18 protein-coding genes and 1 pseudogene are annotated in these 23,065 nt (G+C 73.0%); 17 read left to right on the forward strand and 2 right to left on the reverse strand.

The window, feature by feature from the left end:
* The first annotated feature begins 38 nt into the window (after positions 1 to 38).
* The 3 genes from mqnE (at position 39) to ABT095_RS31160 (ending at position 3,453) form a co-directional block, all read left to right on the forward strand.
* Entirely contained in the window at positions 39 to 1,202 is a 1,164-nt protein-coding gene (mqnE, locus tag ABT095_RS31150) for an aminofutalosine synthase MqnE (RefSeq protein WP_350532904.1), read from the forward strand.
* A gap of 400 nt (positions 1,203 to 1,602) precedes the next feature.
* A complete protein-coding gene (locus ABT095_RS31155) occupies positions 1,603 to 2,373 on the forward strand; it encodes a L,D-transpeptidase family protein (RefSeq protein WP_502885067.1) in 771 nt (256 codons plus the stop codon).
* A gap of 138 nt (positions 2,374 to 2,511) precedes the next feature.
* On the forward strand, positions 2,512 to 3,453 hold the full coding sequence (locus tag ABT095_RS31160; RefSeq protein ID WP_350532906.1) for a beta-ketoacyl-ACP synthase III: 942 nt from the start codon (positions 2,512 to 2,514) through the stop codon (positions 3,451 to 3,453).
* A 114-nt stretch (positions 3,454 to 3,567) separates the two neighbouring features.
* On the opposite strand, the gene ABT095_RS31165 is transcribed toward ABT095_RS31160, so the two are convergent.
* Positions 3,568 to 4,209: a TetR family transcriptional regulator gene (locus tag ABT095_RS31165; protein WP_350532907.1), complete on the reverse strand. Its 642-nt coding sequence runs from the start codon at positions 4,207 to 4,209 to the stop codon at positions 3,568 to 3,570.
* A gap of 426 nt (positions 4,210 to 4,635) precedes the next feature.
* Here ABT095_RS31165 and ABT095_RS31170 point away from each other — a divergent pair, with 426 nt between their 5' ends.
* From ABT095_RS31170 to ABT095_RS31190, 5 genes are all read left to right on the forward strand, one after another.
* Positions 4,636 to 6,882, forward strand: coding sequence for an outer membrane protein assembly factor BamB family protein (locus tag ABT095_RS31170; protein ID WP_350532908.1), 2,247 nt, complete (start codon positions 4,636 to 4,638; stop codon positions 6,880 to 6,882).
* Between the two features lie 139 nt (positions 6,883 to 7,021).
* Positions 7,022 to 8,647, forward strand: a complete 1,626-nt coding sequence (locus ABT095_RS31175; RefSeq protein ID WP_350532909.1) for a glycosyltransferase — start codon at positions 7,022 to 7,024, stop codon at positions 8,645 to 8,647.
* 157 nt (positions 8,648 to 8,804) lie between these two features.
* Complete coding sequence (locus ABT095_RS31180) at positions 8,805 to 11,696, forward strand: bifunctional glycosyltransferase/CDP-glycerol:glycerophosphate glycerophosphotransferase (RefSeq protein WP_350532910.1); 2,892 nt, start codon at positions 8,805 to 8,807, stop codon at positions 11,694 to 11,696.
* Positions 11,693 to 12,838, forward strand: a complete 1,146-nt coding sequence (locus tag ABT095_RS31185) for a glycosyltransferase (protein WP_350532911.1) — start codon at positions 11,693 to 11,695, stop codon at positions 12,836 to 12,838. Before ABT095_RS31180 ends, ABT095_RS31185 begins: the two co-directional genes overlap by 4 nt.
* Positions 12,839 to 13,220: 382 nt before the next feature.
* On the forward strand, positions 13,221 to 14,333 hold the full coding sequence (locus ABT095_RS31190; protein WP_502885069.1) for a S1C family serine protease: 1,113 nt from the start codon (positions 13,221 to 13,223) through the stop codon (positions 14,331 to 14,333).
* A gap of 65 nt (positions 14,334 to 14,398) precedes the next feature.
* On the opposite strand, the gene ABT095_RS31195 is transcribed toward ABT095_RS31190, so the two are convergent.
* The gene (locus ABT095_RS31195; protein WP_502885070.1) at positions 14,399 to 15,601 is read right to left on the reverse strand and encodes a sensor histidine kinase; all 1,203 of its coding nucleotides are present in this window, start codon (positions 15,599 to 15,601) and stop codon (positions 14,399 to 14,401) included.
* A gap of 320 nt (positions 15,602 to 15,921) precedes the next feature.
* Here ABT095_RS31195 and ABT095_RS31200 point away from each other — a divergent pair, with 320 nt between their 5' ends.
* The 9 genes and pseudogenes from ABT095_RS31200 to ABT095_RS31240 form a co-directional block, all read left to right on the forward strand.
* Positions 15,922 to 16,329 (forward strand): NADH-quinone oxidoreductase subunit A, encoded by a 408-nt coding sequence (locus ABT095_RS31200; protein ID WP_350532912.1) that lies wholly within the window; start codon positions 15,922 to 15,924, stop codon positions 16,327 to 16,329.
* On the forward strand, positions 16,320 to 16,940 hold the full coding sequence (locus ABT095_RS31205; RefSeq protein WP_350532913.1) for an NADH-quinone oxidoreductase subunit B: 621 nt from the start codon (positions 16,320 to 16,322) through the stop codon (positions 16,938 to 16,940). The genes ABT095_RS31200 and ABT095_RS31205 overlap by 10 nt, the downstream gene beginning before the upstream one ends.
* A 5-nt stretch (positions 16,941 to 16,945) precedes the next feature.
* Entirely contained in the window at positions 16,946 to 18,298 is a 1,353-nt protein-coding gene (locus tag ABT095_RS31210) for an NADH-quinone oxidoreductase subunit C (protein WP_350532914.1), read from the forward strand.
* Complete coding sequence (gene nuoH, locus ABT095_RS31215; protein ID WP_350532915.1) at positions 18,295 to 19,254, forward strand: NADH-quinone oxidoreductase subunit NuoH; 960 nt, start codon at positions 18,295 to 18,297, stop codon at positions 19,252 to 19,254. Before ABT095_RS31210 ends, nuoH begins: the two co-directional genes overlap by 4 nt.
* Entirely contained in the window at positions 19,254 to 19,811 is a 558-nt protein-coding gene (locus tag ABT095_RS31220) for a NuoI/complex I 23 kDa subunit family protein (protein WP_350532916.1), read from the forward strand. The genes nuoH and ABT095_RS31220 overlap by 1 nt, the downstream gene beginning before the upstream one ends.
* A 41-nt stretch (positions 19,812 to 19,852) precedes the next feature.
* Positions 19,853 to 20,503, forward strand: a complete 651-nt coding sequence (locus ABT095_RS31225) for an NADH-quinone oxidoreductase subunit J family protein (protein WP_350532922.1) — start codon at positions 19,853 to 19,855, stop codon at positions 20,501 to 20,503.
* Entirely contained in the window at positions 20,503 to 20,844 is a 342-nt protein-coding gene (gene nuoK, locus ABT095_RS31230; protein WP_350532917.1) for an NADH-quinone oxidoreductase subunit NuoK, read from the forward strand. Before ABT095_RS31225 ends, nuoK begins: the two co-directional genes overlap by 1 nt.
* The gene (locus ABT095_RS31235) at positions 20,841 to 22,847 is read left to right on the forward strand and encodes an NADH-quinone oxidoreductase subunit 5 family protein (RefSeq protein WP_350532918.1); all 2,007 of its coding nucleotides are present in this window, start codon (positions 20,841 to 20,843) and stop codon (positions 22,845 to 22,847) included. Before nuoK ends, ABT095_RS31235 begins: the two co-directional genes overlap by 4 nt.
* A gap of 37 nt (positions 22,848 to 22,884) precedes the next feature.
* Positions 22,885 to 23,065: pseudogene (locus ABT095_RS31240) on the forward strand (NADH-quinone oxidoreductase subunit M); the annotation flags it as partial.

Below are 23,065 nucleotides of genomic sequence, written 5' to 3' on the forward strand. Positions count from 1 at the left end.
CGGTCAATCGGCACGGTTATGAGGAGGCGGGCAACCGCATGGACGCAGGGCTGAAGCGCGAGCTCGAGGCGAAGGTCCACTCGGGCGAGCGGCTGACCCGCGAGGACGGCATCGCCCTCTACGAGAGCGACGACCTGGCCTGGCTGGGCGGTCTGGCACACCTCGTCCGGACGCGGAAGAACGGCGACGTCGTCCACTTCAACGTCAACCGCCACCTCAACATGACCAACGTCTGCGCGGCCTCCTGCGCGTACTGCTCGTTCCAGCGCAAGCCGGGCGAGAAGGACGCGTACACCATGCGGATCGAGGAGGCCGTCCGCCTCGCGAAGACGATGGAGAGCGAGTCGCTCACCGAGCTGCACATCGTCAACGGCCTGCACCCGACGCTGCCCTGGCGCTACTACCCGCGCTCCCTGCGCGAGCTCAAGGCCGCCCTGCCGAACGTCTCGCTCAAGGCCTTCACCGCGACCGAGATCCACTGGTTCGAGAAGATCAGCGGGCTGAGCGCGAGTGAGATCCTGGACGAGCTGATCGACGCCGGCCTGGAGTCGCTGACCGGCGGCGGCGCCGAGATCTTCGACTGGGAGGTCCGCCAGCACATCGTCGACCACGAGACCCACTGGGAGGACTGGTCGCGGATCCACCGCCTGGCGCACGAGAAGGGGCTCAAGACCCCCTGCACCATGCTCTACGGCCACATCGAGGAGCCCCGCCACCGGGTCGACCACGTGCTGCGGCTGCGCGAGCTGCAGGACGAGACCGGCGGCTTCCAGGTCTTCATCCCGCTGCGCTACCAGCACGACTTCCACGACTCCAAGGACGGCATCGTCCGCAACAAGCTGATGGCGCGCACCGAGATGGCGACCGGCGCCGAGGCGCTGAAGACCTTCGCGGTCTCCCGGCTGCTCTTCGACAACGTCCCGCACGTCAAGGTCTTCTGGGTCATGCACGGCGTCACCACCGCCCAGCTGGCGCTCAGCCACGGCGCCGACGACATGGACGGCTCGGTGGTCGAGTACAAGATCACCCACGACGCCGACAACTTCGGCACCCCCAACAAGCTCGGCCGCGACGACCTCCTCGGCCTGATCCGCGACGCCGGCTTCCGCCCGGTCGAGCGCAACACCCGCTACGAGATCATCCGCGAGTACGAGGGCCCGGACCTGAACCGTCGGGAGACGCCGCAGGCCATGCGCCTCTGAATGAGCAGCAACCCCAGGGGCGCGGGGAACGGCGCGGCCCGCCGTGCACTTCGCCGTACCGACGCACTCCGAGTGGGTTGCACTATCAGGGCGCGAGGACCTGCAGTGCCTGGCTGGTCGCGCAGTTCCCCGCGCCCCTGGTGGTGCAGCCCTGGGTAGTGCACAGCTTTCCGTCGGTGCGCAAGCGCGGCAGCGTCCATCGGACGGGCCGCGTATGCTCACAGGCTCACCACACGCCACGGGTATCGCACCGACCGGTGGCTTTGGAAGGATCGTCCGCATGTCCGGTTCTCGCCGTGCCCCCAGCAAACGCCACCGTCGGGCTGCCCCGCCCGCCCCGGCGGCCGGTACCGGGCGCGGGCGCCGCCGCAGGGCGCCGAAGCGGCGGACGGGCAAGCTGATGGGCAGTACGGCGATGCTGCTGGCCGCCGCCGCGAGCTGGTTCACCCTCGGTGCCGGGAAGAGCGCCCCGAGCGTCACCACGGCCGGCGCCCCGGACCTGACCCCGATAGAGGCCGCCCTGCCGGGTGCGGCCCACACCGATCCGCCCGCCGCCGACCGGTCGACCCGGGCCCCGGCCGCGCTGGGCGCGATACCCGGGCTCGGCCCGGCCTTCGCCGCGAAGATCCCGGCCACGACGAACCAGGTGCTGCTCGCCTCCGGCAACGGCAAGGACTCCTCGGACAGCACCGTGACCCTCTGGACCCGCACCGGCACCGGCTGGTCCGCGGGCGCCTCCTGGCCCGCCCACAACGCCTACAAGGGCTGGACGGACGACCACACCTCCGGTGACCTCCGCAGCCCGATCGGGGTCTTCGCGCTCACCGACGCCGGCGGCCGCTCGGCCGACCCGGGCAGCAAGCTCCCGTACGACCGCAACGACGACTTCGTGATGGGCGGCACCGGCTTCAACGGCGAGCCGCTCGCCGGGTCCTTCGACTACGTGGTGGCGATCAACTACAACCGGGTGGCGGGCACCTCGCCGCTGGACACCCGGCAGCCCGAGGGCGCGGCCAAGGGCGGCGGCATCTGGCTGCACGTCGACCACGGCGGTCCGACCCACGGCTGCGTCTCGCTGACCGAGGACCACATGGCCGAGCTGATCCGCACGCTCGACCCGGCCGCGCACCCGGTGATCGTGATGGGCGACGCCACCAGCCTGGCCGCCTGACCACGGATCCTTACCGATCCTTACAGCCCACGGCCCTTGCCGGGCCTGGCCTGTTGTCCGCCTCCTACAGCTTCCGGGGCCGGACCTTGTGTCAGGGCGTTACCGGCCGACTCGCCGGTAACCGGGTTGAGTGGCTGTATGACCGCCTCCCGCATCGTGGCGCTCGGCCACTACCAGCCGCCCAAGGTCCTCACCAATGACGACCTGGCGAAGCTGGTCGACACCGACGACGAGTGGATTCGCAGTCGGGTCGGCATCCGTACCCGGCACATCGCGGTCGACGAGACCCTGGTCGACCTCGCCACCGAGGCCGCGCAGAAAGCGCTGGCCCACAGCGGCCGCCATGCCCAGGAGATCGACCTGGTCGTGGTCGCCACCTGCACCGCGATCGAGCGCAGCCCCAACACCGCCGCCGCCGTCGCGGCCCGGCTCGGGGTGCCCAGCCCGGCCGCCTTCGACATCAACACCGTCTGCTCCGGCTTCTCCTACGCGCTGGCCACCGCGGACCACGCGATCCGGGCCGGTTCGGCCACCCGGGCGCTGGTGATCGGCGCCGAGCGGATGTCCGACACCCTCGACTGGACCGACCGGACCACCTGCGTGATCTTCGGCGACGGCGCCGGGGCGGCCGTGGTGGAGGCGGTGCCGGACGAGCAGGCCGGGATCGGCCCGGTGGTCTGGGGATCCGAGCCCGAGAAGGGCGACGCCGTGGTGATCACGGGCTGGGACCCGACGATCAGCCAGGCCGGCCAGACCGTGTTCCGCTGGGCCACCACCAAGATCGCCCCGCTGGCCCGGGAGACCTGCCTCAAGGCCGGCATCGACCCGAGCGAGCTCAAGGGCTTCGTGCCGCACCAGGCCAACCTTCGGATCATCGACGCGATCGCCAACAAGCTCGGCGCCCCGAACGCGGTGGTCGCCCGCGACGTGATCGAGTCCGGCAACACCTCGGCCGCCTCCATCCCGCTCGCGCTCAGCAAGCTGGTCGAGCGCGGTGAGGTCGAGTCGGGCGATCCGGTGCTGCTGTTCGGCTTCGGCGGCGGGCTGGCCTACGCCGGCCAGGTCGTCCGCTGCCCGTAGGAAGGCCGGGAAACGCAGTCAGCCAGTTGCGCACGGGCGCAACTGGCTGATGGCGTCGGCGAACCTCCCCCGAGACACGGCCGACACCGCTGCTTCGCTCGGCAGGTGGTCTGGTTACTTGGGCGGCTTCTTCCCGGTCACACCCAGGTAGACCTGGAGGGCCAGATTGGGCTTGAGGTCCTTGACCTTGACGCCCCAGGAGGTGAACGCCTTCGAGTGCTCGGCGGCCGAGGCGAGCAGCGAGACCAGGGCCCCGGCCACTGCCGCCGGATCGACCGTCTTGTCGGTCTTGCCCTGGTTGCCCCTCACCGCCTCGGTCAGCGGCGCGACCACCGAGTTGAGGACCTTCATGCGGATCTTGAAGAACCGCTTGTCCCCTTCGGCTGCACCGAGAGTGACCACTCGGAGAATGGCGTCGTTCTTGCGCCAGAAGGCGAGGAATCCGTCCACCAGTTCTTCCGAAGTGGTGAAGCCGGTCTTTCCCGCCCAGGACTTTCCATCGACGAGCTCTTTGAGCCCGCCGCTGTCCTCGGCCATTTCCTCGGCGATCTCAAGGACAGCGCCCTCGACATCGGGGAAGTACTGGTAGAAGGTCGCGGGGGAGGTACCCGCCATACGGGCGACGTCGATGACCTTGACGTCCCGGTACGGCGACGTGCTGAGCATCTCGCGGAGGCAGTCGAGCAGCTTCTGCCGCGTCTCCTGTCCGCGTCGCCCGGCGACGCGACCGTCGACGGTGCGAACTTGTCCTGTCATGCCGTCAGCTTACCGTGGCACGATCTTGCCGCGATTCGGTGATGCGACTATTACTCCGGCCGGGGGTGGATAGGGAGCGTGGACCCGAATATTCACGGCGCTCTCACATCGGGTTTCGGAGCCCCCCCGTGTGCTGATGAACCCACAGCGTGACGAAGGGTCGGCTGAGCCCCGTTCGAGTCGCGCAGAGTGATCGTCAGCTCGCATCCCGCCGCCTCGTCAACGCCGCGCCGCGCGCCGTCCCCTCCGCCGCGGGCCGCCGCGCCCCCGGTCGGTTGGTATCGATCCGGGCTCGGCGGGGCGCCGGGCGGCGGGGGAGATTGGCTCCGGTGGGGCGGGCATTGGAGAATCGGGGCGGCCCACCGCTCGGGGTGGCGGCCCCGCCCGGAAGACGAGGCGGAGCGACGGCGGGGAGGTGGCAGCGGAGTGGACCAGCTGACGGCGCACGATCCGCGCAGGATCGGGCCCTTCGAGGTGCTGGGGCGGCTCGGCGCGGGCGGGATGGGGCTGGTCTACCTGGCGAGGTCGGCCTCCGGCCGCCGGGTCGCGATCAAGACCGTCCGGGGCGAGCTGGCCGAGGACGAGCTGTTCCGGGTCCGCTTCGCCCGGGAGATCGCCGCCGCCAAGACGGTCGGCGGCTTCTACACCGCCGCCGTGGTGGACGCCGACGCGGACGCCCGGGTGCCCTGGCTGGCCACCGCGTACGTGCCGGCGCCCTCCCTGGAGGACTTGGTCACCGAGTGCGGCCCGCTGCCGGTGGACGCCGTGCGCTGGCTGATCGCCGGGATCGCCGAGGCCCTGCAGTCCATCCACGCCGTCGGGCTGGTGCACCGTGACCTCAAGCCCTCCAACGTGCTGGTGGTCGAGGACGGCCCCCGGGTGATCGACTTCGGCATCGCCGCCGGTGTCTCCAGCTCCCGGCTGACCATGACCAACGTGGCCGTCGGCACCCCGGCGTACATGTCCCCCGAGCAGGCCCGGGACAGCCGCAGCGTCACCGGCGCCAGCGACGTCTTCTCGCTCGGCTCGCTGCTGGTCTTCTGCGCCACCGGCCACGCGCCGTACCACGGTGCCAACCCGGTCGAGACGGTCTTTCAGCTGCTGCGCGACCAGCCGGACCTCTCCGGGCTGCCGGTGGAGCTGGTCGACCTGGTCCGGGCCTGCATGCGGCCCGCCCCCGAGCACCGGCCGACGCCCGCTCAGATCCAGTCCGAGCTCGCCCCGCACCTGTTCTCGCGGGACGACGCGGCGGGCGACGCGGGCGACTGGCTGCCCGCCAGCGCGCTGGACCTGATCGAGCGCAGGCGCGGCCGCCGGGTCGTACCGGCCCAGCCGCCCGCCGCGCCGGTGGCTCCGCCCGTACCCCGGCAGCCGCCCCGCCCGGTGCAGCCGAGCGCGGTGCTCGACGCCGAGGCCGCCACCGAGAAGCTGGCCGGCCGCCGCCGGAGCGCCGAGCCGAGCGCCGCGGAGGTGCAGCTGCCGGGCGACGTCCGGATAGGGCCCGGGCCCCGGGCCGAGCAGCCCGGCGGCTCGGCCGCCGCCGCACCCCCGGCCACCGACTGGGTCCGCCGGGCCACTCCGGCCACCCGCTGGCGGCCCTGGCGGTTCCGGATGTCCAACGACGTCTGGGGCACGCCCGTGGTCGCCGACGGCACCCTGTTCGTCTCCAGCTTCGAGGTGCACGCCCTGGACATCGGCTCCGGGCAGCGCCGCTACAAGACCCGCGACGTCGCCTGGGCCCTGGCCGTGGACGCCGGCCGGGTGCACGCCGCCGACGGCCCGCACCTCTACACGGTGGACGTGGCCGACGGCACCGAGCGCTGGCGCAGCTCGCTGGACGGCTGGGTCTACGCCCTGGACGCGGCCGACGGCGTGCTCTGCTGCGGCACCCGCGGCGGCGGCGTACAGCTGCGCTCGGCCGCCAGCGGCGCCGAGCTCTGGCGGGCCGACGACGCCCAGCAGGACTACGAGAACCCGCAGTCCGGCCCGGCCCTGGTGGCCGGCGCGGCCTACTACTACGGCGGCGGCCGGCTGCGCTGCGTGGACCCGCGCGGCGGCGGGCTGCGCTGGTCCTTCCCCGTCGGCGAGGACGTGCCTTCGCGCCCGGTCGAGCGCGGCGGGGTGCTGTACGTCACGGCGGGCCACCGGGTGCACGCGCTGGACGCGGCCACCGGGGTGGAGCGCTGGCGCTTCGAGGCGGCCGTGGTGCTCTTCACCCCGCCGGCCCTGGACGAGTCGGCGGTCTACGTGGCCGACTACCTCGGCACGGTGTACGCCCTGGACGCCGCCACCGGGCGGGACAGGTGGCGCGGGCGCACCGGCAGCCGCCAGGGCGCCGAGCCGGTGGTGCTCGCGGCGGGCACCGCGCTGGTCGCGGCGGGGGACACCCTGCACGCCTTCGACACCGTCTCGGGCCGCGAGCGCTGGCGCTACCGGGCCCGCGGCGAGATCGTCGGCGCCCCGGCCGCCGGGGAGGGCCTGGTGCACGTCGGCAGCCGGGACCACTCGCTGCACACCCTGGACCTCACCACCGGCCGCCTGCGCTGGGAGCTGGGCACCAAGGGGGAGCTGACCGGCTCTCCGGTCGCCGTCGGCGGCCGGGTCTTCGTCGGCAGCAAGGACCGGTGCGTCTACGCGCTGGACGCCTTCTACGGGACGGCCGTGCCGTCCTGACGCGCGGTGGTGGGGAACAGACGGAACGCCCGATAATCGGACAGGTGAGACGAAGGGTGGCATTCGGGCAGCCGGCAGGTACCGTCCGGTACGATCGCGTACGCCGAGCGCGGACGGAACGAGGGGGCAAGGGTCGCGGATGACCGGCAGTAGCCCCGGCGAGTCGCCGCAGGTCACCGTCGTGGTGATCGTCCACAACGACGCCGACCTGATCGCTCAGGCGGTGCACTCGGCGCTCACCCAGGGCAGCTGCGTGGCCGAGGTGATCGTGGTCGACGACGCCTCCACCGACGCCACCCCCGAGCGCCTGGCCAGGCTGGCCGCCGAGGACTCCCGGGTCCGGGTCATCACCCGCACCGAGAACAGCGGCGGCTGCGGCACCCCGAGGAACGAGGGCCTGGCCGCCGCCCGTACCCCGTACGTGATGCTGCTCGACAGCGACGACGTGCTCGCCCCCGACGCCGCCCGCACCCTGCTGGCCACCGCGCTGGCCGAGCGGGCCGAGGTGGTGGCCGGGGTCTGCGTGCGCCGCGAGCTGCCCGCCGGGACGGACACCCCCTGGCAGCGCGACCTCTTCCCCGCCGAGGGCGCCCCGCCACGCGCGTACCAGGGCATCAGCGGCCGCCCCGACTTCCTGCGCGACACCCTGTGCGTCAACAAGCTCTACGACCGGGCCTTCCTGGAGCGGCACGACATCCGCTTCGCCGAGGGCGCCGTGCACTACGAGGACTTCGCCTTCACCGCCCGGCTCTACGCCGCGGGCCCCCGGCTGGTCGCCGTCGGCGACACGGTCTACCTCTGGCACGTCCGCCGGGAGGCCGGGCGGCAGTCCATCTCGCTGCGGCGGGACGAGATCCGCAACTGGCAGGACCGGGTCGACGCCCACGCAGAGGTGGTCCGGGTGCTCGCCGCCGCCGGTGAGCCGGAGCTCGCCACCGCCGCACAGACCAAGTTCGTCGACCACGACCTGCGGATGTACGTCCGTGAGCTGCGGCACAAGCCCGCCGCCTACCGGGCCGCCTGGTGGCCGATCGCCCGGGCCCACCTGGCCGGCTTCGAGCCCGCCGCCCTGGCCGCCGCCACACCCGCCGGGCAGTGGGTCAGCGCCCTGCTGCTGGCCCGCCCCGCCGCCGTCCCGGGCACCGAGCTGGTCCGCCTCGCCGAGCTGGCCGCCACCCCGCCGCGGCTGCCCCCGCCGTACCTGACCGCCCCGGACGGCGCCCCGCTGCTCGCCGAGGGCGTCCCGCTCACCGGGCTGACCGCCCTGCCCCCGGCCCGGCTGCCGCTCGCCGTGGACGGCACCGCCCGGCTGGCCCGCGCCATCGGCCTGACCCTGCGCCTGCACGACCCGTACGGCCTGGTCTCCGCCGCCCACCCGGTCTCGGCCGAGCTGGAGCTGCGCACCCGGGTCGGCCCCCCGTTCACCCTGCGGCGCCCCCTCAGCCTCGCCGACCACCCCGACGGCGGCTGGACGGCCGGCGCCGTGGTCGACGCCTTCGAACTCCGCGACGTCGGCGAGATGACCTCCTGGGCCCTGCGGCTCACACTGCGCTACGCCGACGGCTCCACCGCCACCACCGCCGTCCGCGCCCCCGCCCCGGGCAAGCAGCACATCGTCGTCTACCGCCCGCCCACCCGCATCGCCCTGGTCCAGTCCTACGAGACCAACAACGGCGAGCTCGGGCTGCGGGTGGCCGACGGCATCCGCGGCGGCTGGGAGGTCGTCCGCGCCCGCCTCCGGCGCGCCCTCGCCCGCAGAGGCTAGTTGCAACACCCAGGGGCGCGAGGAACTGCGCGAGGCCGGAAGAGGCCGACCTGCCCACTCCCGCAGTTCCCCGCGCCCCTGGCGGTGCAAGTCACGCTAATCAGAAAAAGTGGCAGAATCGGTGGGATTGCCCGCAGACAGCAAGGACTCCCGCTCCATGCCCTCCAGCCAGCAGGCCCCGCTGGTCAGTGTCGTCGTCATCGTCTACAACGACGCCGCCAGGCTGCCCCGCGCCGTCCGCTCGGCCCTCGGCCAGTCGCTCCGCGGCGTCGAGGTCCTGATCGTGGACGACCGCAGCACGGACGACAGCTACGCCGTGGCCCAGCGGCTGGCCGCCGAGGAGCCCCGCGTCAGAGCGCTCCGGCTGCCGGAGAACAGCGGCGGCTGCGGAGCGCCGCGCAACCGCGGCGTCGCCGAGGCCCGCGGCCGCTACGTGATGTTCCTGGACAGCGACGACGAGCTCGACCCGCACGCCTGCCGCAACCTCTACGAGGCGGGCGAGCGGACGGGTGCCGAGCTGGTCTCGGGCCTGAGCGTGCGCCGCTTCCTCGGCAGCCGGCACGGGAAGACCGACGCCTGGTACCCGTGGATCTACCGCCGCACCCGCACCCTGGACTCGATCACCGAGCTGCCCGACCTGCTGGTCTGGGACACCCTCTCCACCAACAAGGCCTACCGCCGCGACTTCCTGCTCCGGGCCGGCCTCGAGTTCCCGGTCGGCATCCTCTACGAGGACCTGCTCTTCTCCGCCCAGGCCTACCTGGCGGCCGAGCGGATCACCCTGATCCCCAACCGGGTCTACTGGTGGGACGTGGCCGCGCCCGCCAAGGGCAGTGAGCGCTCACTCTCCAACCGCCGCCACGAGATCCGCAACTTCACCGACCGGCTGGAGATCCACCGCCGGATCGACGCGCTGCTGGCCGACCGCGGCATGGTCGAGCTCAAGTACCGCAAGGACCTGAAGTTCCTCAAGCACGACCTGGTGCTGCACCTGCGCGACCTGCCCTTCCTCCCGGAGAGCTTCCGCGCCGACTTCGCCGAGCACGCCCGCGCCTACCTGGCCGGCCTCGACCCGGAGGCGGTGGCGGAGACCCCGGCCATCCAGCGGATCTGCGCGTACCTGCTGCGCAAGGACGACTGGGCCGAGCTGCTGCCCGCGATCGACACCCTGCTCAACCGGGACAAGCTCTCCAGCCCGCTGACCGAGCACGACGGCCGGGTCTACTGGAGCGGCCGCCACCTGGACGACCCGGAGGGCCGCCGCGTCCTCGACGTCACCGACGCCGGGTACCACGCGGCGCCGCTGAACAGGCTCTTCCTGCGCAACCAGCTGACCGGCTACCTCCTCGGCCCGTACGGGGTCGAGCTCTCCGGGCGGCTGGTCAACCCGCTGGGGCGGATCCCGGCGGACGCCAAGCTGGCGGCCAAGCTGGAGTTCTCCCCCCGGCGCAAGGGCATGCAGGGCTTCTCGTTCCCGGTGGCCGAGGTGCGGCACGACGGCGACGGCATCCGCTGGCGCGGCCGGGCGGACCTCGCCCGCAAGCTGCGGCCCGTCGGCGTGCTCGACGCCGTCTGGGACGTCCGCCTGGTGCTCACCGCCAACGGCGAACGGACGATCACCCGCCTCACCGTCGGCTCCTACGACCTCGCGGGCGCCGCCGCCTCGCCGGTGCGGCCCCGCCTCACCCGGCTGACCGGCGACCGGCTGCGGCCCGAGCGCTCCGACCGGGACCACCTCACCTTCGAGCTGGCCGCCGAGAGCGCCCCGGCCCGCCGGGGCACCGACCTGATCCACCGCGCGGTGCGCGGCGAGGCCGGGGCGGTGGCCAACGCCGCCGCCGACCGGGCCCGCCGGGCGGTGGCCGGCGGCCTGCGGCTCAAGCGCAGGCTGGCCGGCGGCGACACCAAGCTGAAGGTCTACCACCAGGTGCTGCAGAAGCTGCCGGTGACGAAGGGCCAGGTCGTCTTCGAGAGCCACCAGGGCCGGCAGTACAGCGACAGCCCGCGCGCCGTGTACGAGGAGCTGGTCCGGCGCGGGGCGCCGATGACCGCCGTCTGGTCGTACGCGGGCAGCTCCGAGGGCTTCCCCTCGGGCGCCAAGCTGGTCAAGCGCTGGTCCTGGGAGTACCTGCGGGCGCTGGCCCAGGCGGAGTTCTGGGTGGACAACCAGGGGTACCCGTACCGGCTGCGCAAGCGGCCCGAGACCACCTACGTGCAGACCTGGCACGGCTCGGCGCTCAAGAAGATGGGCTACGACCTGGCCTCGCTCAAGCGGCAGACCCTCGCCCAGCAGGCCGAGTACCAGGCGGGCCTGGACCGCTTCGACCACTTCGTGGTCCGCTCCGAGCACGACGTGCGCACCCTCGCCCCGGCCTACCGGCTGAGCGAGCGTCAGCTGCTGCGCACCGGCTACCCGCGCAACGACGTGCTGGTGCACGAGGGCGTGGTGAAGGACCGCCAGCTCGCCGGGGAGCTGGGCATCGACCTCACCCGCCCGGTGGTGCTCTACGCCCCGACCTTCCGCTCCGACGCGCGCGGGGTGGCCCGCCCGTTCGAGCTGCCCTTCGACGTGGAGCGGTTCGCCGAGCGGTTCGGCGACCGGCTGACCCTGCTGGTGCGCTGCCACTACCTCGACAAGGTGGTGCTGCCGCCCTCGGTGCGCGGCCGGGTGATCGACGTCTCGCACGTCCAGGAGGTGACCCCGCTCTACCTGCTCTCGGACGCGCTGATCACCGACTACTCCTCCCTGATGTTCGACTACGCCCTGCTCGACCGGCCGATGCTGTTCTTCGCCCATGACTGGGAGGAGTACGCGGACTCCACCCGCGGCACCTACTTCGACCTGCTGCAGGAGGCCCCCGGGCCGGTGCTGCAGGACGCCGAGCGGCTCTTCGAGGCACTGGAGGAGCTGGACGCGGTGGGCAAGGAGTACGCGCAGGAGCGGCAGCGCTTCGTGGCGGAGTACGGCGAGTACGACCGAGGGGACGCGGCGGCGCGGATCGCCGACCTGCTGTTCCCGTCGGCCAGGGGTACGGAGGACGGCCGGTGAGCCGCGACATCTTCATCGTCAGCAACAGCGTGGACGAGCTGGGCGGCGTCTCCAGCTGGTCGCACCGGATGGCCGGCCTGCTCACCGAGCGGGGCCACCGGGTGCAGCTGATCGGCATCACCCCGGCGGTGCTGCACCGCGACTTCGGCGACGACCTGCCGTACGGGATGACCACCCTGTACGACGGGCACCCGCCGCAGGCCTGGTCGCCCAAGCTGCCCTGGCAGCGGCTCGACGCCCGGGCCCGCCGCCGCGAGGCGGAGCGCGAAGCGGGGGTGCGGGCCGCCGCGGAGCGGATGAGCGAGCTGTTCCGGGCCGCCGGGCCCGGGGCGGTGGTGATCGTCACCCAGGTCTGGGCGATGGAGTGGGTGGCGCGGGCCGACCTCAAGGGGCTCCAGGTGATCGGCATGAGCCACGAGTCCTTCGACACCTGCAAGGCCTCCTCCCGCTTCGGCCGGGTCAAGCGCTACTACGCGGACGTGGACCGGCTGGTGGTGCTCACCGAGGAGGACTCGGACGCCTGGATCCGCGAGGGGATGAACTCCACCTGCGGCATCCCGAACCCGCTGCCGTTCGCCGTGCGGCCGGCCTCCGGCCGACCGGCCGAGCGGGTGGTGGTCAGCATCGGGCGCCTCTCCGAGGAGAAGGGCTACGACCTGCTGCTCGAGGCCTGGGCCGAGGCCGTGGACCGCCGGCCCGGCTGGCGGCTGCGGATCTTCGGCCTCGGCGAGTCGGAGGCCGACCTCAAGGCCCGGTGCACGGCCCTCGGCCTGGACGAGTCGGTCGAGTTCGCCGGCCGCACCGACGACGTGCCGGCCGCCCTGGACGGTGCCGCCGTCTTCGCCCTCTCCTCCCGCGGCGAGGGCTTCCCGCTCTCCCTCATGGAGGCGATGGCCTGCGGCGTCCCCTGCGTCGCCTTCGACTGCGCCCCGGGCGTCCGCGAGATCATCCACGACGGCGAGGACGGCCTCCTCGCCCCCACCGGCAGCACCACCGCCCTCGCCCGCCAGCTCGGCCGCCTGATGGACGACCAGGAGCTCCGCGAAGCCATGGGCGAACGCGCCCGCCAGGCCATCACCCGCTACTCACCCGACCACGTCACCGAACGCTGGGAGCACCTCTTCGACCTCCTGGACGCCTGAGCCGGTTGCACTGTCCAGGGGCGCGGGGCTCTGCTCGTCAACTGCGTGCGCGAAGCGGGAGGCTGCAGGCCGGGGCCTCCCGCTTCGCGCAGTTCCTCGCGCCCCTGTTGTGGCTGAGGCCTCCCGCCGGCCGCGCCCCGCCGGAGGCGTCTCCTCTCTCCTCCCCGCCACCCCCGCCGGAGGCGTCTCCTTTCTCTTCCCCGCCCACCCCCGCCGGAGGCGTGGTGTCCGGGCGAGTCGAGCTGCAGAAACGGACATAAAGGTGAAATGCTGACAAAGTCCGGCCGTCTGCCTCGACCTGAGGCGCCATCCCCTCGGGCCGGTCGTGCGCACGGAACCGGAGGCAGCCCAGGTGCACCGCAAGAAGGAACCCACCCGCCCGATCCCCGCCGGCCCGCGTCCTACCGGGCCCCGGCTGCTCCTGGCCGGTGCGGCCCTCGCCCTGGCCGGGCTGGTGGTGACCGGCTGCACCAGCAGCTCCTCCAAGTCCTCCTCCGCGTCGTCCTCGACGGCGGCCGGCTCCTCCGTGTCCCCCTCGCCCTCGGCCTCCGCGGCCCCCGCCCCGAGCAGCAGCAACCAGCTGCAGGACGACTACGAGCGGGTGATCGCCAACGTGCTGCCCTCGGTGGTCCAGATCAACACCGCCTCGGGCCTGGGCTCCGGCATCGTCTACGACACCAAGGGCGACATCGTCACCAACGCCCACGTGGTGGGCAGCGCCACCACCTTCTCCGTCACGCTGGCCAACAGCACCAAGGCCCTGGACGCCACCCTGGTCGGCAGCTACCCCGACTCGGACCTCGCGGTGATCAAGTTGAGCAGCCCGCCGGGCGGTCTCAAGCCGGCCACCTTCGCTGACAGCGGCAAGGTCGCTCTCGGCCAGATCACCCTCGCGATGGGCAGCCCGCTCGGGCTCTCCAGCAGCGTGACCCAGGGCATCGTCTCGGCCACCGGCCGGACCGTCTCCGAGCCGAGGAGCGCCGACTCGCCCGGGGCGACCCTCGGCAACATGGTGCAGACCTCCGCCGCGATCAACCCCGGCAACAGCGGCGGCGCCCTGGTGAACCTCTCCAGCCAGGTGATCGGCATCAACACCCTGGCCGCGGTGGACCAGGAGATGAACGGCAGTGCGGCCCCCGGGATCGGCTTCGCGATCCCGTCCGCGACCATCACCGGCATCGCCGATCAGCTGATCAAGGACGGCAAGGTCAGCAACTCCGGCCGGGCAGCCCTCGGCATCACCGCCCGGACCTACTTCAGCGGTGACTTCCAGCCCGCGGGCGCCGTGATCGTGACCGTCACCTCCGGCGGAGCCGCCGCCAACGCCGGCCTCCAGCCCGGCGACGTGATCACCAAGCTGGGGGACACTCAGATCACCACCCTCAGCTCCCTCACCACCGCCCTGGCCTCCCTCCAGCCGGGCGCCAAGGTCACCGTGACCTACCAGCGCGACGGCCAGGCCAAGACCGCGGACGCCACCCTCGGCAGCCTCTGAGTCAGTTGCACTGTCCAGGGGCGCAGTTCCTCGCGCCCCTGGGGTAGTGCGACTGACTCGCTTGCCTACCGGCGGGCCGCCCGGGTGTGCCAGGGGAGTTCGACCGTCACGGCCGTCGGCCCCCCGTCCGGGCTGTCGACCAGGAAGACGCCGTCCACCGCGCCGACCCGCTCGGCGAGCCCGGCCAGTCCGCTGCCGGGGTGGGCGGCCGCTCCGCCGCGACCGTCGTCGCGGACCTGCACCATCAGCCGGTCCCCCTCGCGCCAGGCCTCCACGCTCGCGGTGCGGGCCCGGGCGTGCTTGGAGACGTTGGTGAGCAGCTCGCTCACGGTGAAGTACGCGATCCCCTCCACCGCCGAGTCCGGCCGGGCCGGCGCCCCGTCCGGCCCGGTCAGCTCCACCTCGACCCGCACCCCGCCGGGGACGGTGCACCGCGCCGCCACGGCGGAGAGCGCCGGCCCCAGCCCGCGGTCGGTCAGGACCGCCGGATGGATGCCCCGGGCCAGGTCCCGCAGCTCCTGCAGGGCGAGCTTCACCTCGCCGTGCGCGGCGCCGACCATCTTGGCGGCCGCCGCCACGCTCTCCGGCGACTCGGCCTCGGCGAGGCGCTCCTTGGCCAGGCCGAGGTCCATCGAGAGCGCCACCAGCCGGGCCTGGGCGCCGTCGTGCAGGTCTCGCTCGATCCGCCGGAGGTCGGCGGCGGCGTTGTCGACCACCGCGCCCCGGTCCTCCTCCAGCTCGCGGACCCGGACGGAGAGCGCCGTCGGGCAGAGCAGGCTGTCGATCAGCATCCGGTCGACCGCCGCCAGGGCGCCGATCGCCCAGGGCAGCACCGGCCAGCCGACCACCAGCAGCACCAGGGTGAGGACGAAGCTGAGCACGCCCCAGGGGAGCAGCAGAAAGCTGTAGAGCAGCGAGCGCCAGCTCAGACCGTCCGTCAGCTGCGCGATCACCCAGCCCGCCGGCCCCGGCCGGGCGGCCGCCACCGGTGCGGGCTCCTCGACCTCCACCCCGAGCGCCAGCCGGGCCCGCTGCCGGGCCAGGCGTCCGAAGGCCCGGCAGCCGGCCAGGCCGAGCGCCAGCAGGGGGAAGCCGAGCACCGTCACGGCGAGCCCGAGCCCGGTGGAGAGTGTCACAACGGTGAAGACGAACCCGGCCACGCCGAGCGGGAAGTTGAGCAGCAGGTGCTGCACCTGCCCCCAGAGCCGTGCCCCGTACAGCGGGGGCTTGCGCCGCACCCCGGATTCGGCCATCCGCGCCGTGTCCATCACCTGCACCCGCCCTCGTCCTGTCGGTCCCGTTCCGCGGTCACCAGCATCGCTGCTGGGGCGGGCCCCGGACCATGGTGGTGGTCAGTGTCTCGATAGGGGGGTTAACCCCACCCCGGCAGGGGCACTGTGGCCGGAGCGGACCCCGGGGAGGGGTGTCCACGGAGTGTCTTGCGGGCCGAACAGGGTGCAGGGAGACTTCAGCGCTGCACTTAGACTCACGCCTGAGTCATGGTTATGGATCTGTAAAGAACCGAGCTGAGTCCCACCCCGCCGGGTGGGCCGGACCGCCCGACGTACCGCGATGTGGAGGCGAAGGCATGGAGAGGCAGTTGACCGCTGCCGACCCGGCAGTGGGCAGTGGCTACTTCGACGCGTACGCGGCGGTCGGCCTGCTGCTCGTCGTCGGCGTGCTCTTCATCACGGTGTCGTTCACCGCGAACCGCCTGCTCCGACCGGTGGTGCTCACCCCGGAGAAGCTGCTCAGCTACGAGTGCGGCGTCGATCCGGTGGGGGAGGGCTGGGCCCACACCCAGATCCGCTACTACGTCTACGCCTTCCTGTACGTGATCTTCGCGGTGGACGCGATCTACCTCTTCCCGTGGGCCACGGTCTTCGCCGCGGCCGGGTTCGGGATGGCCACGCTGGTGGAGATGTTCATCTTCATCGGCTTCCTCGCGGTCGGGCTGCTCTACGCCTGGAAGAAGGGCGTTCTGGAATGGACGTGACACACTCGCACGGTTCCGGCGGACCGATCCCGCTCGGCATCCCGTCCGTCGGCGCCCCCGGCTCGGCGGTGGAGACCCGCCGGATCGGCCCGCTCGCCCGGCTCACCCCGGACCCGGTGAAGATCGTGCTCAACTGGGGGCGCCGCTACAGCCTCTGGTGCTTCAACTTCGGCCTTGCCTGCTGCGCGATCGAGTTCATCGCCGCGTCGATGGCCAAGCACGACTTCATCCGGATGGGCGTCATCCCGTTCGCGCCGGGCCCGCGCCAGGCGGACCTGATGATCGTCTCGGGCACCGTCACGGACAAGATGGCCCCCGCCGTCAAGCGGCTCTACGAGCAGATGCCCGAGCCCAAGTACGTGATCTCCTTCGGCGCCTGCTCCAACTCGGGCGGCCCGTACTGGGACTCCTACTCCGTCACCAAGGGCGTCGACCAGATCATCCCGGTCGACGTCTACGTGCCCGGCTGCCCGCCGCGGCCCGAGGCGCTGCTGCAGGGCATCCTCAAGCTCCAGGAGAAGATCGCGGCGGAGTCGCTGCCTGCGCGGTACGCGGCACCCGCGTCCGCGCTGCGCAGACCGCTGGTCGCCGGGCCGGAGGGTGCGAAGTGACCCCTGTGTCGCCTGAAGAGACCGCCGCCGCGATCGGCGAGTGGGCCACCGCCGCCGAGGCGTACGACCTGCTCACCGTGGACGTGCCCGCCGAGCACTGGGTCGAGGCGCTCACCGCGGCCCGGGACGGGCTCGGCCTGCGGTACTTCGACTGGCTGAGCGCGGTGGACGAGCTGGCCGACGGCTTCTCGGTGGCCGCGCACCTGGCCGAGGTCCGCACGCCCGGCGTGCGGCACCTGCTGCTGCGCACCCGGGTGCCGCGCGACAAGGCCGTGCTGGCCAGCGCGGTCGGGGTGTACGCCGGTGCCGGGTGGCACGAGCGGGAGACCCACGAGATGTTCGGCATCGACTTCGCCGGGCACCCGCACCTGATCACCCTGCTGCTGCCGGACGGCTTCGAGGGGCACCCGCTGCGCAAGGAGTTCGTGCTCGCGGCCCGGGTCGCCAAGGACTGGCCGGGCGCCAAGGAGCCGGGCGAGAGCCACGACGGCGGCGGGCCCGCCCGCCGCAAGATGCAGCCCGCCGGCGTCCCCGACCCGAACGAGTGGGGCCCCCTCAAGGGCACCCTCCCCCCGGTCGCCGAACGCCCCGCCCGCGCCGCCCGCACCCCCCGCGCAGCAGCCGCCGGAGCGGGAACCGGAGCCGCCGGAGCCGCGGAGGCCGCCGCCCCGCGCGTACGCCGCACCCGCAGCATCGAGGACGGCTCGGTCAGCCAGGCCCCGGCCGCCACCGACACCCCCGCCGCCGCCGCCGCGCCGCTGCGCGCCGACCGCCCGCGCCGTACCCGCAGCATCTCCGAAGGCTCCGTCAGCCAGGCCGCCGAGCCGACGGCCCCGGCTGCCGAGCCCGCCGCTCCGGCTGCCGAGCCGCGCCGTACGGCCCCGGCCCGTACCCAGTCGGCCGATGCCCCGTGGCACACCCCGACCCCGGCCCGGGCGGAGCCCGAGGCCGGCCCGGAGGCCCCGGCCGCCGAGCCCCCGACGGAGCCGGCCGAGCCGGCCGAGCCGGCCGAGCCGGCGGCTCCCACCGGTCCTGCCGGTCCGGGTGAGCCCGCCGCCCCGGCAGCCGAACCTCCTGCGGAGCCGGCTCAGCCGGCGGCTCCTGCCGCTCCGGGGGAGCCTGCCGCTCCGGTCGTCCAGCCCCCGGCGGAGTTGGCTCAGCCTGCTGCCCCGGCAGCCGAGCCCCCTGCGGAGCCGGCTCAGCCGGCGGCTCCCGCCGAATCCCCGGCCGGGCCGAAGGCCTCGGCCGCTCCCGGCGAACCGTCGGCTCCCGCGCCCCCCGTGGCTCCGGCCGAGCCTTCGGCCCCCGCCGAGCCCACGACCCCCCACACCGACGACGAGGACGGAGAGCGCGCATGAACCTGCTGGACACGCTGCTGCGCTGCCTCGGCGCGCTGGTGGTCTTCCTGACCTTCCCCCTGATCATCGGCCAGACCGAGCACAAGGTGATGGCGCACATGCAGGGCCGCCTCGGCCCGATGTACGCCGGTGGGTTCCACGGGTGGGCGCAGCTGGTCGCCGACGGCGTCAAGTTCGTGCAGAAGGAGGAGATCGTCCCGGCCGAGGCTGACCGACGGATCTTCCGCTTCGCCCCGGTGGTGGCACTGCTGCCGTACCTGATCGTGCTGATCGCGATCCCGGTCGGGCCGAACGGCTTCGTCGGGCAGGCCGTGGACGCGGGCATCTTCTTCGTGCTGGCGGTCATGGGCATCGGCGTGCTCGGCTCGCTGATGGCCGGCTGGGCCTCCGCCAACAAGTTCTCCCTGCTGGGAGGCCTTCGCACGGCCGCCCAGCTGATGAGCTACGAGCTCCCGATGCTGCTGGCCGCCGCCTCGGTCGCGATGGCCGCCGGCACCGTCTCGCTGACCGGCATCGTGGACGGCTTCCACTGGTGGTGGATCCCGTGGCAGGCGATCGGCGCGTTCGTGTTCTTCACGGCCGGCCTGGCCGAGCTGCAGCGCCCGCCGTTCGACATGCCGATCGCCGATTCGGAGATCATCTTCGGCGCGTACACCGAGTACAGCGGCCTGCGCTTCGCGTTCTTCCTGCTCTCCGAGTACGCGGGCATCCTGGTGGTCTCCGCGCTCACCTCGGTGCTCTTCCTGGGCGGGTGGCACGGCCCGTTCCACGACCAGCTCGGCTGGCTGTGGACGATCCTCAAGACCTTCGCGCTGGCCTTCGTGGTGATCTGGCTCCGGGTCACCTACCCCCGCCTGCGCGAGGACCAGCTGATGCGCTTCGCCTGGACCGTGCTGATCCCGCTCGCGCTCCTCCAGCTCGCCCTCACCGGCATCGTCAAGGTGGCGATCTCCTAATGGCTCCCCTGAACCTCCCCGGCTCCGGTCTGGCCAAGGGCCTGTCCGTCACGCTGCGGACGATGATGAAGAAGACCGTCACCGCCCAGTACCCGGACGTGCAGCCCGAGCTGGCGCCCCGCACCCGCGGCGTGATCGGCCTGCTGGAGGAGAACTGCACCGTCTGCATGCTCTGCGCCCGCGAGTGCCCGGACTGGTGCATCTACATCGACTCCCACAAGGAGACGCTGCCCGCGGCCGACCCGAACGCCCGCGCCCGCACCCGCAACGTGCTGGACCGGTTCGCCATCGACTTCTCGCTCTGCATGTACTGCGGGATCTGCATCGAGGTCTGCCCGTTCGACGCGCTGTTCTGGTCGCCGGAGTTCGAGTACGCGGAGACCGACATCCTCGAGCTGACCCACGAGCGGGACAGGCTCCGCGAGTGGATGTGGACGGTGCCCGCGCCGCCCGCGCTCGACCCGGCGGCCGAGGAGCCCAAGGAGATCGCCACCGCTCGCAAGGCGGCCGAGAAGGCCATCGCGGCGGCTGCCGCTGCCGAGGAGGAGGCGAAGTGACCGCCCATCTCGGAAACGGCTTTCTCGCCGCGGCGGGCTCGTTGACCCCCGCCGCCCGTGGCTTCCTCTCACCGACCGGTGCGGAGATCGTCTTCCTGCTGGTCGGCCTGGCCGTGCTCGGCTCGGCCGTGATCTCGGTGACCACCAAGCAGCTGGTGCACGCCGCGCTCTGGCTGGTCGTGGCGCTGGGCGGGCTGGCGATCGAGTTCCTGCTGCTCACCGCCGAGTTCATCGCCTGGGTGCAGGTACTGATCTACCTCGGCTCGGTGGTCGTGCTCGTCCTCTTCGGGCTGATGCTCACCAGGGCGCCGATCGGCCGCTCGCCGGACGCCGACTCGGGCAACCGCTGGGTCGCCCTCGGGGTGGCACTGGCCGCCGCCGCGACCCTGGTGACCCTGGTGGCGGACGCCTTCCGCACCAGCTGGATCGACCTCGGCGCCGGGGGCGGCAGCACCAAGGTGACGGGTGAGTACCTGTTCCGCCACTGGGTGCTGCCCTTCGAAGCGCTCTCGGTGCTGCTGCTCGCCGCCCTGGTCGGCGCGATCGTGCTCTCCCGGACGAAGGGCGAGCGCCCCGCCAAGCCCCGCCCGGGCAAGCTGCGCGTCGGCAAGCCGGTGGGCAGCACGGCCGTGCCCGTCGCCAAGACCCCGCCGCAGTCGCCGCAGCAGCAGTCGCAGACGCAGGAGAGCTGATGCATCTCGCCTACCCAGCCGTCCTGGCCGCGCTGCTCTTCTGCGTCGGCGTCTACGGCGTGCTCGCCCGGCGCAACGTCGTCCTGGTGCTGATGTCCGTCGAGCTGATGCTCAACGCCGTCAACCTCAACCTGGTCGCCTTCGACGCCTGGCTGCGTGACTCGCTGCACGCCGGCCAGGCGCTCACCCTCTTCACCATCACCGTCGCCGCCGCCGAGATCGGCCTCGGCCTGGCCATCGTGCTGCTGGTGTTCCGCACCCGCGGCACGGCCGACATCGACCGCCTCACCGCGCTGGGCGACCCGGCCGAAGCCACCGAAGAGACCGAGGCCGCCGCATGAACCTCGCCCTCCCCGCTCTCGTCCCCGCCCTGCCCGCGCTCGGCGCGGCGGCCACCCTGGCCACCGGCCGGAAGGCCCCCGGTCTGGCCCGCCCGCTGGCGATCCTGCCGGTGGCCGTGTCGGCCGTGCTGGCCCTGGTCGTCGCCCTGCAGCTCGGCACCGGCCAGAGCCTGGACGCCGCCACCCGGCTCACCCCGACCGGCGGCCCGGACATCGCGCTCGCCATCCACCTGGACGGCTTCAGCTCGCTGATCTCCGTACTGGTCGGCCTGGTCGCCACCTGCGTGCAGATCTACTCCACGGCGTACCTGAAGGAGGACCCGCGCTACCCCTCGTACGCCGCGCTGGTCTCGCTCTTCACCGCCGCGATGTTCCTGGTGGTCTACTCGGGCGACCTGATCGTGCTGCTGGTCGGCTGGGAGGTCATGGGCATCTGCTCGTACTTCCTGATCGGCCACCACTGGGAGACCGCCGACGCGCGCTCCGCCTCGATCAAGGCCTTCCTGGTCACCAAGCTCGGCGACGTGCCGTTCCTGTTCGGCATCTTCCTGCTCGGCGCCGACGCCAAGAGCTTCCGCATCCCGGACGTGCTGACGGCCGCCGCCGACGGGCACCTCGGCCACCCGACCCTGATCGCGCTGCTGCTGCTCGCGGGCGTCGCGGGCAAGAGCGCGCAGTTCCCGCTGCACACCTGGCTCCCGGACGCGATGGCCGGCCCGACCCCGGTCTCGGCCCTGATCCACGCGGCCACCATGGTCGCCGCCGGCATCTACCTGGTGGCCCGGCTGCTGCCGGTCTTCCTGCTCTCCGGCGCCGCCCTGGTGGTGCTCGCCGTGATGGCGGCCGTCACCATGATCGGCTCGGCGCTCTGCGCGCTCGCCCAGGACGACCTCAAGCGGGTGCTCGCCTACTCGACCGTCGGCCAGCTCGGCTACATGGCCGGAGCGCTGGCCAGCGGCGACCGCCAGGCGGCCGTCTTCCACCTGGTCAGCCACGGCGCGTTCAAGGCGCTGCTCTTCCTCACCGCCGGTGTGGTGATCCACGCCGCGCACACCAACTCGATCTCCGCGATGTCCCGCATCCCGGGGCTGCGCTCCCGGGTGCCGGACGCCTACTGGACCCTGGGCATCGGCCTGTTCGCCCTGATCGGCCTGCCGCCGTTCTCCGGCTTCTTCAGCAAGGAGGCGGTGCTCACCGCCGCCGAGCACGCCGCGAACGGCGAGGCGCTGACGGGCGGCCTCGGCCCGGTCTCGGCGGTGCCCAGCGCCGCCGGCTGGATCGTGCTGGTCTCCGCCGCGCTCACCGCGCTGCTCACCGCCGCGTACGCGACCCGGCTCTTCCTGGTCACCTTCCACAGCGGCCCGGCCCACCCCGTGCCGGCGGCCACCGACGCGCCGTACTCGCCCGAGATCGACGAGGTGGACCCGGCACAGGCCGAGCCCGGCGCGATGCGCTGGCCGCTCTGGGTGCTGGCCGTGCCGACCATGGCCTTCGGCGTGGCGGGCCTGCGCAGCGACTGGCTGCCCGCCCTGCTCGACGGCGGCTCGCTGCGCCCCTCCACCGGCACCGCCGTGATCGGCACCGGGCTCGCCCTGATCGGCGTGATCGTCGCGTACGCCGCCTGGCGCTCGGCCACCGCCCGCGTGGTGGCCCGGCCCGCCGCCGGGCGGGTGCCCGAGCAGGCCGGGGCGCCCGAGGCGGAGCGGCTCCCGGTCGACCCGGGCCGCACCCTGCTCGGCCCGCTCTACCGGCCGGCCCAGCACGGCTTCCACGTCGACCGGCTGTACAGCGCGCTGTTCGTCCGGCCGGTGGCCGGGGCCGCGCAGGTGGTCCGCTTCCTCGACCGCGAGGTGATCGAGGGGTACGTGCGCGGCAGCGGCATCGGCGCCAACCTGCTCGGCTGGGCCGTCCGCCGCGCCCAGAACGGCAACGCCCAGGCCTACCTGAGCGCCCTGCTCGCCGGAGTCGTCGTGCTCACCGTCCTGGTGGCGGTCGGCTCATGAACCACTTCCTTCCCGCAGCACCCACTTGGAGCGCCCGATGAACGCGGTCCTCATCGCCCTCCTGCTGGTGCCGCTGGCCGGCGCCGCGCTCACCCTGGCACCGCTGGGCTCCGACCGGCGGGCGCTGCGCTTCGGCGCGGGCGTCACCGGGCTGGTGCTGCTGCTGAGCATCGTGCTCGCGGCGGGCTTCGACCACGACCGGCCGAGCCGGATGCAGG

Origin of the sequence: Kitasatospora sp. NPDC002227 (genome assembly GCF_040296285.1) — a bacterium.
Taxonomy (GTDB): Bacteria; Actinomycetota; Actinomycetes; order Streptomycetales; family Streptomycetaceae; genus Kitasatospora.